General features: G+C 56.3%; 6 protein-coding genes. 4 read left to right on the top strand and 2 right to left on the bottom strand.

What is annotated here, in order from left to right; translation table 11 throughout:
• Both SO156_RS45245 and rlmJ read right to left on the bottom strand, forming a co-directional pair.
• On the bottom strand, window positions 1–465 hold a 465-nt coding region (locus SO156_RS45245), incomplete at its 3' end, for a dCTP deaminase domain-containing protein (RefSeq protein WP_498539385.1).
• Between the two features lie 611 nt (window positions 466–1076).
• Entirely contained in the window at window positions 1077–1622 is a 546-nt protein-coding gene (gene rlmJ / locus SO156_RS45240) for a 23S rRNA (adenine(2030)-N(6))-methyltransferase RlmJ (protein WP_498539384.1), read from the bottom strand.
• A gap of 482 nt (window positions 1623–2104) precedes the next feature.
• Between rlmJ and SO156_RS45235 the strand changes: the two genes are divergently transcribed.
• From SO156_RS45235 to SO156_RS45220, 4 genes are all read left to right on the top strand, one after another.
• Window positions 2105–3334, top strand: a complete 1230-nt coding sequence (locus tag SO156_RS45235; protein WP_498539383.1) for a dCTP deaminase domain-containing protein — start codon at window positions 2105–2107, stop codon at window positions 3332–3334.
• Window positions 3335–5234: 1900 nt separating this feature from the next.
• Window positions 5235–6743, top strand: coding sequence for a hypothetical protein (locus SO156_RS45230; RefSeq protein ID WP_498539382.1), 1509 nt, complete (start codon window positions 5235–5237; stop codon window positions 6741–6743).
• Window positions 6744–6894: 151 nt separating this feature from the next.
• On the top strand, window positions 6895–7608 hold the full coding sequence (locus SO156_RS45225) for a hypothetical protein (RefSeq protein ID WP_498539381.1): 714 nt from the start codon (window positions 6895–6897) through the stop codon (window positions 7606–7608).
• Window positions 7609–7619: 11 nt separating this feature from the next.
• Window positions 7620–7921 (top strand): NAD(P)-binding protein (locus tag SO156_RS45220; RefSeq protein WP_498539380.1); only part of this gene is annotated, 302 nt, incomplete at its 3' end.

Genomic DNA, 7921 nt, shown 5'->3' with positions numbered 1-7921 from the left:
CAGTTCTTGACCCTTGTACAAGGTGACGGGCTTGTCCGAGAGATTGTAGATGGGGCAGAATAGGTAGCCGGCGTAGCCTGGGTCGACCTGCGGTCCTCCGACCCACAATAACCCCGCATAGGCATGTTTCACCCGAATGTTCCACCGCGCGATCATGAAGCGCGGTAGCCGTATCCTTTCGCCGGTCTTGATGACCGCTACCTCGAAGGGCTGGATCGTGATGTGGCTCTCCAGCGGGAGGTAGCGGCCCGACATGAAGTATTCCTCACCCACCGTGAGCTCGTAGCCGGCCGGCTTGAGGAGCTCCTTCTTAAATGGCTCGATCATGCGGTGATTCTGGGCGAAGTAGGTGATCTGGTCGCTCAGAAGAATGCCCGGTGAGCCCTGAATCGGATCCACCTCCAATACGGGGTATTTCATGAGTTCGGCGAGTTCGTCGGCCCGTTTTTTCGCGAGATCTGGCACTATCCCCCCGTTTGATTGGAATCGCTGAAGCGGTATACTACGCGATGGTTATCAGGAGAATATGGACGCGGTGATTGGACGAACTTCCGTCACGATGGATGTGATCGAGGAACGTGCCCCGTCTGGCCAAGGCGTCTATCATCAACTGACCCCGACGACGTGGCGGAGAGCGACCACGTTGATCGAGCGCTTTGGCGTGGACGAAGCTCTAGCGGAACTCGACAGGCGTGCTGAAAGTTGCGTGGATCGCCGGGACGTGCCTTCGGCAGTCCGCTGGCGCAACATAATGGCAGCCATTCACACGATAAGTTCGGCCAGTGCGTACGGGGCCAGTTGAACTAGCCTAGCGAGGCCTGACCCACCATTCCAAGGAGTATCCTGAGCCGCTCTCCTCGAAGATCGGCACTAGTGCTTTGCAGATGGCGTGAACGTCCTTCTCGAATTGCCAAGGCGGATTGCAGGTGATCATACCGCTTCCGATCAGTCATTCTTGGCACTTTCCGTATGCTAGGAATTCGACGCAGAACGTCGGGACCGAGTAGTTTTCTGAAGTTGCCGATCTGACTGGCCCCTTGATTGGATACCAGAGAGCGTACGTGCCGGTCGGCCACTTACGAAAGCCTGAATTGAGGGCCTCGGCCGCGAGCGCGAGCTCGTCCGACTATTCGAACGGAGGGGCCAGAAAAAGAGATCGCGCCTTTCCTTAGACTAGGTGGAACGAATGCGTGCACCGCAGCGACCCCATCCCGCCGGTGGATCGCGACGCGGCCGTCGCCCTTCACAAAATCTTTTAGCCGTGCGGCTGGCCCCGCTTCCGACTCGCAGGCGATCAAACGGTCCTCGCCACAAAGCACATGACGAATGATCGCTGGCAAACCCGGATAATGTTTGAGGCGGTCCGGATTGAAGTGCTCGACGATGCCGAGATATCGCTGTAAGGCTCGCGTCCGTTTTGGATTGACGAGCCGAATTCCGCGATCGGCTTCGCCCGTTCGCACCCTCCGGTAACTCAAGATCGTAAAGGCCCGACCCGGCATGGATGTCGACGACGCAGATCGGCTTGGTTTCAACTGAAGGTGGTCGATCAGCGCGTAGAGTAGGGCTTGTTTGAAGATCTCGGAATGATTGCCTGCGTGAATCTCGTGACGATAATTCATGACGCTGCTAACTTCGTCCTTAAGTAGGTTGGGCCGACCGTCTATCGAACTCAGAGGAGTTTGACCCGGCGGAGCCGCGTCGGCGACCTACGAATGGTTGGGGGCTAAAGCTCCTTCGTGCCGCGCTTGTCACCAGCTACTTAAGCTCCATGCCATGCAGGTCAGCGAGACGCCCGCAGAGCGGCGGACGCGATGTCGAGCACGCGGGATGACCGCGAGGATAGGAGCAGAAAGCCAAAAAGAGCAAGTATCGCTCCCGGCGCGCTCCGGAAGCAAAGAATCAGTTCGTTCCGCGCTTTCAACTGATTTCTTCTCGTGCCTCGGGCTTTTTTCGGCCGCTCGCGTTGGCAAACTCCGCAGCAGAGCCTCGACGTCATCCGCACGTTGCGCAGGAGGGTGGCGCCGACGTATGAGACCACGGTTGCGCCGCTGATGCCGCAACATAGCCAGAAATAGTGTTGCTTCCTGCATGAGGATCTTCAATGTCGCCTCCCAGCGATAAACAGTCACAAAGGTCGGACGAGACCGACCCGCCGACTTTTCTGGCGGAGGTTGATTTCGCCGATAGCGAAGATGTAGCCGAAACTCGCTCGGCTAGATACCGAGGACCGGGTAAGGATATTGATCCGTTTCCGGATATTCCGAGAGCGTTATTGTCGTCCGAACATGTCAAGGCCTACGTCAGACAGGCCGGTATGATCCACCCATTCGCGGCGGGTCATCTCAAGTCCGCCTCCTACGAGGTGAGCGCCGGTGGCCGTTTCATCTACTGGGACGAAGATGGACAGAAGATAACGAGGCCTGTTGCGAAGGACGGCACGATTACGCTTCCGCCCAACTCCATCAGCTTCGTTCAGATCGGTATCACCTTCCGCCTGCCCCAGTACATTGCGGTCCGATTCAACCTACGCATCACCCATGTTCACCGCGGCCTCCTTCTTGGTACCGGACCGTTAGTCGATCCTGGATTCCATGGCAAACTGCTCATACCTCTCCATAATCTGACCTCGGATGAATACACGATACGCGGTGACGAAGGCTTGATATGGATGGAGTTCACAAAGACCTCGCACAAGGCCAAAGAAGGTGTGGTCTCGAATCCGGTCGTGGAGAAGTTCGAAGAGACCGAGGCGCGCAAGAGCGACCAGCCGCCTGAGTATTATTTTGATCGCGCAAGCAAGAATCGACCGATTAGAAGTTCGATTCCTGGGGTCGTCGCCGAAGCCCGCTCGCAAGCTAAAGAGGCGGTCGACGCAGCATCCAGAGCCGAGCGGACGAACAGGATCTTCGTAGGAGGCGGCTTGCTGGCTGTCGCTGGTCTGGTCATCGGCTTGTTCTCATTTTTCCAGGCAATAAAAGCGAATGTGATTGCTGCGTACATTCTCGCCTCAAGTGTATCCGCGGTGGCGACGCAAGCGGGAGCCGATGCCAAGAAAGCGCAGGACGACGTAAAGGACCTTCGTACCGCCGTCGACGCCGTTGGTACGAAAGGATCTGCGGAAGAGCTTCAGCGAGTGCGTAGCCAGCTCGAGGACACCAGAGTTGAAGTACAAGTCCTGCGGCGAGAGATTGATCGTCTCATTCAACGAAGCGGGGCCGAAACTAAGGGGGGCCTCAAAATAATCATTGAACGCTTGGTACAGCCCTGGCTGCGGCGAGCCCGATTCATACCCGCCGTGTTTCAGCGGAATGTCGCGGTGAGGCCGCTTTGAGCCAAGCGCGGTGTGCCGAGGACACCGAAAGCGAAACGATTCTCCTCAACGAGGCTGGAAGGACTTGGAAGGGGGCGAGTTTCTCATGACCGAGCATGCAGACTCGAGCCATGGTGTTGCCGCTGAAGAAGGGAGACGCCGCCGCCTTCGAGAATGCGCGCCCTGTGCGTGGCGTCCACGGGGACCACCAATTAAATTCAACCACGGCGTCGGCAAGCTCTACCAAGGCAAGCGGCACACGGTCGGCATGATCTTCCACGACGTAACCTAAGTGGGGCGAAGCAGTCTGGTCTGACCTCTGGGAAGATCGGACTGTTCATTTGCTCTTTGCAACCTTGTCGTCTTTGACGCCCATGCGACCGTACAGAAGATGTCGATTGACGCCATCATTAGACTGCTAACGAAATTGAAGGAGTGGAACGGAAAAGACTAGGTAGCTTGCCCGCTCTCGATGCTGACGCTCAGATTGGTTTGACGCATGTCGTAACGATCAAACTAAAGAAGATGCTACGTTAAGTAGAACGCTAATCCAGTCAAATGGCAAAAAAATCTCGGTTTTCGGCGAAGGAAGGTTTCCGAAAACCCTCTTCGCCTCCTCCCGGCTCAAATGGCCCCACAGCTCTGCTTGAAAGATCGAACGAAGATCGCTTTGCTGCGGTGCGCAAGACCCGATCTGGTCGACGTGCCGATGAGCAGGTTTAGGTGCCTGCTTTTTGGTGCCCCCAGTTTCGCCGTAAGACTGCGAACTGTTCGACTATTGCGCTGTAAAGATGCGTCCATCCGCAGCAATCGCAGGAATGGTGCACTGAATTCGAATAAGCATGTGCTCACTGGTCGATTCGCACAGGGGTGGCGACTAAGCACACCTACGCTGTGCCCCAGAATGATCCATGCGCAATCATGCCCTTGTCTGCGCTGGCCTGCTGGTGAAGTGCAAGTTTGCGACAATCAGGGTACTAGCGGCAATTACAATCCTAACAATGGCTCATTTGGCGATCGGTCAGCGCGCTACTGAATGAGGTCGCCTGGATGGCAAAGTCAACGCGCAACACCGGCAAGCCCTGGAGGTCCCAAGACGTTGAGCGGGTTCAAGGAGCTGGCGAAGTGGAGCGCGCCTACTCGCGTAATTGCTCGGCGGACGGAGGTCGTTGTCTGCGGAAATGTCTGATCTGAAGGAGTTTCCCTCAGCCCTACCAACCAAAGCGCCTACAATCGTAGAAAGTATTTGGGCGCGCTGGCATTTCGGCTCGCTCCTTTGCAGTATGAATTGCGGATTGCGCCTCGGCAGGACAACCTGTGAGCCAAGTTTGGCTACGAGACCGATGAGGTTGTAATTCGAGTTGATTGATACAGGACCGAAAGGCGATGCGCACCTTCTGCGTTTAAGGTCTTCGTCCAAGCGGGGCGACATTTCTCCTTCGTTCTGAGCGGCGAGTTTGTTGCCCTCGTTGCATCGACCGCCGGCCTTGGTTAGCTGCGCGACGCCGACATCTCAATTACGGAGCTCTACAACCTGAGCGGGGGACATGTTATAGTTGCCGAACCCCACAAAGCATCCTATAGTTTGCCGCATTGATAACGACAGTGCGTGTAATTTCTTATCGGTTTTTTTATCGTCAGGCAAAGGCGGAGCGATGATGGCCAGCAGCCGTTAGTGCGGAACCAAGCGAACGATCACGAAGAAACTAGTCTGATTGAGCCAAGCGCAGTGACGCGGACCCGCGCGTGAGTTCGGAATCGAACGTAGCGAGATCAGCGGAGTACAGTTTTCTATCTGCACGCTTTTCAGAACACTCAACTATTTCGCAGATGCCGCCCATCAAGGAAAGGGATGTTGATCATGCCCTGCAGCCGATCATCTGCCGCACAGCTCGCAAGCGCGACTGGCGGGATCTCGTTGATGCTTTCCGCGGCGTCGTTGGCTCAAACAACCGCCCCGGCTGCATCTCCAGTCCAAGCGCTCGGCCTCGAATGTAACGCCACGCGGATATTGGATCCCTTCAATGGCAAGTTGGCTGGCCCGGTTCTGCCCCCGGAAGTCCTAGCGAGCGCCATCGCAAACAAAGACAGCATCTTAAAGTCGGGCCTCCCTTGTCAGGAGAACGTGGGTACGGGTGCGCAAGGTGATCCCGCTGGAATTGAAGCTTCCGGTCTGGAAAACCTGCAACGAGGCTTCGATTTTTATTCGTGGCGCACTTTTATCGCACTGAATTCGCCGGCCGATGGAACGACACCTATCGAGAAAGCGCAGGCGGACACGCCGACGAAATGGGAGGATATGAACAACTTCAAGCAGCTGCTTGACGTCATGCTTCCGGCTGACCTGCAACCCCCGATATGGCCGGCCGACACGGAGGGGATGAAGGCCGAGCGCGAGAGGTTGATGCCAAAGGCATGTCGCGATCTTTTCGACGATAGGCCCGATCTGATAAAGGATGCGCCCAATCGAATGATCGTGAAGATGATCGAGGAGAGTTTCAACGAGCCATTCAAGACCGGCCCATTGATTGATCAGCAGGGGCATTACGCCATTTTCGACATCCTGATGAATCGGCAGATGTTCGAATACATCACGGTGAATCATCTGAATACAAAAGCCGGCCAAGCCGCGAATGCTGACCTGGCGGTCGACTTTCCACCGGGCCAGAATGCCGGCGCCGCGTTTGGCTCATTTATGCTCAAGGTGTCCTGGAAAATTCTAACGCCCGAGGAAATCGCGGCGAAGACGTTTCACATGAGAAGGGCGCTCGTCCTGATGCCTCCGGGCGAGAAAAGACCGTGTCTGGACATGACCCTCGGTCTGATCGGCTTCCATGCGGTCCACAAGACCGTAGCTCGTCCGCAGTGGATCTGGACGTCCTTCGAGCATGTGAACAACGTGCCGGACAGGACCGAAGTCACGGCGAACAAGCTGGGTGGTCCGTACAATTTCTTCAGTGTCCAATGCAAGGCGAACTGCCCGGCTGAGAACGCGACACCGCCCTTTCCATGGGATCCCGACCCGGCGCTGGAGCTGCGCTTCAGAAATGACGATTCATTCAAGAGTCAGATCGTTCGTGAGACGCCGTTGACCGATGCGGCCAAGAACATGAACGCGGTTTTTCACAGCATGCTTCCGGCCAACAGCGTCTGGCAGAATTACGTGCTGCTCAGCACGCAATGGCCCACCGCGTTTCTGACTCGCTGCACGGCTGCACTCGCAAAATCCGGGCGCTCCGGCTCCTGGGACCGATTTTGTCAAGCAATCCGACATGACCTGTTCGCCCGCGCCGACTTACCTCGCAAATTCGACGCTGGAGACGTACAGCCAGGCAGAGAAGAAGCCGGACAGCAAGGCAGACAGCCTGGCCGACCTCCGGGATTCTCCGTTGGTCCCGCTTGCCACGTCCAGCTGCATCGCCTGTCATAGCAACGCCGTGGGCTTCCAGAGAACTGGATCGAATCGCGAGGCCGGCAGGCCGAACCTGAACCAGTCGGATTTCACGTTCATGCTGGAAAAGGCGCAGTAAGCTGATGGGGCCATCGACGCTATCAGTTGGACTCTAATGGCGGGGAGCACCATGGGCATACTACCAAAGGATCGTCACAACGAACGGCCAGGCGCGCCGCCCTCGGAACACGGTGGACCATTTTCACGTCGCGCCATGCTCGCCGGCACGGTGGCGACGACTGCCGTAGCAGCCGCAACTCCCATTTCCGGTTCGGCCTATGCCGCAGGACCGGACGTGAGTTCGCGGCAGGACATGATGGCTTTTCTGTTGCTTTCCGAAGCACTCACCGGCGTCAACAAACAACTTCTCGCTCCCGAATTGGACTTCAATAGCAATGATATATTGAGTTCAGATCCCGGCAGTGATCCGATCAATATCAAGAATGATTATTTCAGGTGGATCAACGCAAAGGACTCGACGCAGTCGTTCGCCACATTGTTGAAGTTCGTAAAGGACAATTCCCGTTCGTCGCCGAACGACATCATCGCCTTCGTGAACAAGGGCAACGACGATATTAAGTTCTTGGCCCGGAGCATTATCCTGCTGTGGTATCTTGGCTCATGGTACGAGCCGAAGGCGCTGCAAGAGCAAGCCACCGCAGCCAAGCCCGTCGGCGTTTCCTCAGAAGTCGTCTCCGCGAAAGCATACTCGCAGGGGCTGGTTTGGCAAATCGCGGGGGCTCACCCGATGGGCTACAGCAATTTGCAATTCGGATACTGGTCGCGCGATCCTCGCGATCTCAATGATCAAAAGCCCCTTTTACCCATCCCAAAGAATCCTTGAGGGAGGGATCTATGCCAGACACTTGCATTGAGTGCGATATCGCGATCGTCGGCTCGGGATTTGCCGGATCGTTGATCGCAAAGGAATTGAGTCAGAAGCCCATCAACGGGGAGCGTCTCAAGATCGTTATTCTTGAGGCCGGTCCCGGTGTTCAGCCGAATATCAACGCCTATATGAAGAGTTATTACAACGCCAGCATCAAAGTTCCGGAAAGTGCTTACCCTCCAGCAGTGGTCGATTCGAACCAGCCGATTGATCCAGCGACGGGCAAGCCGATTGATCCTGCGAGTTCGAAGGCCACGCTGATTAACCC

This window comes from Bradyrhizobium sp. UFLA05-125 (assembly GCF_059803515.1).
This window is presented reverse-complemented; position numbering and strand designations above follow the sequence as displayed.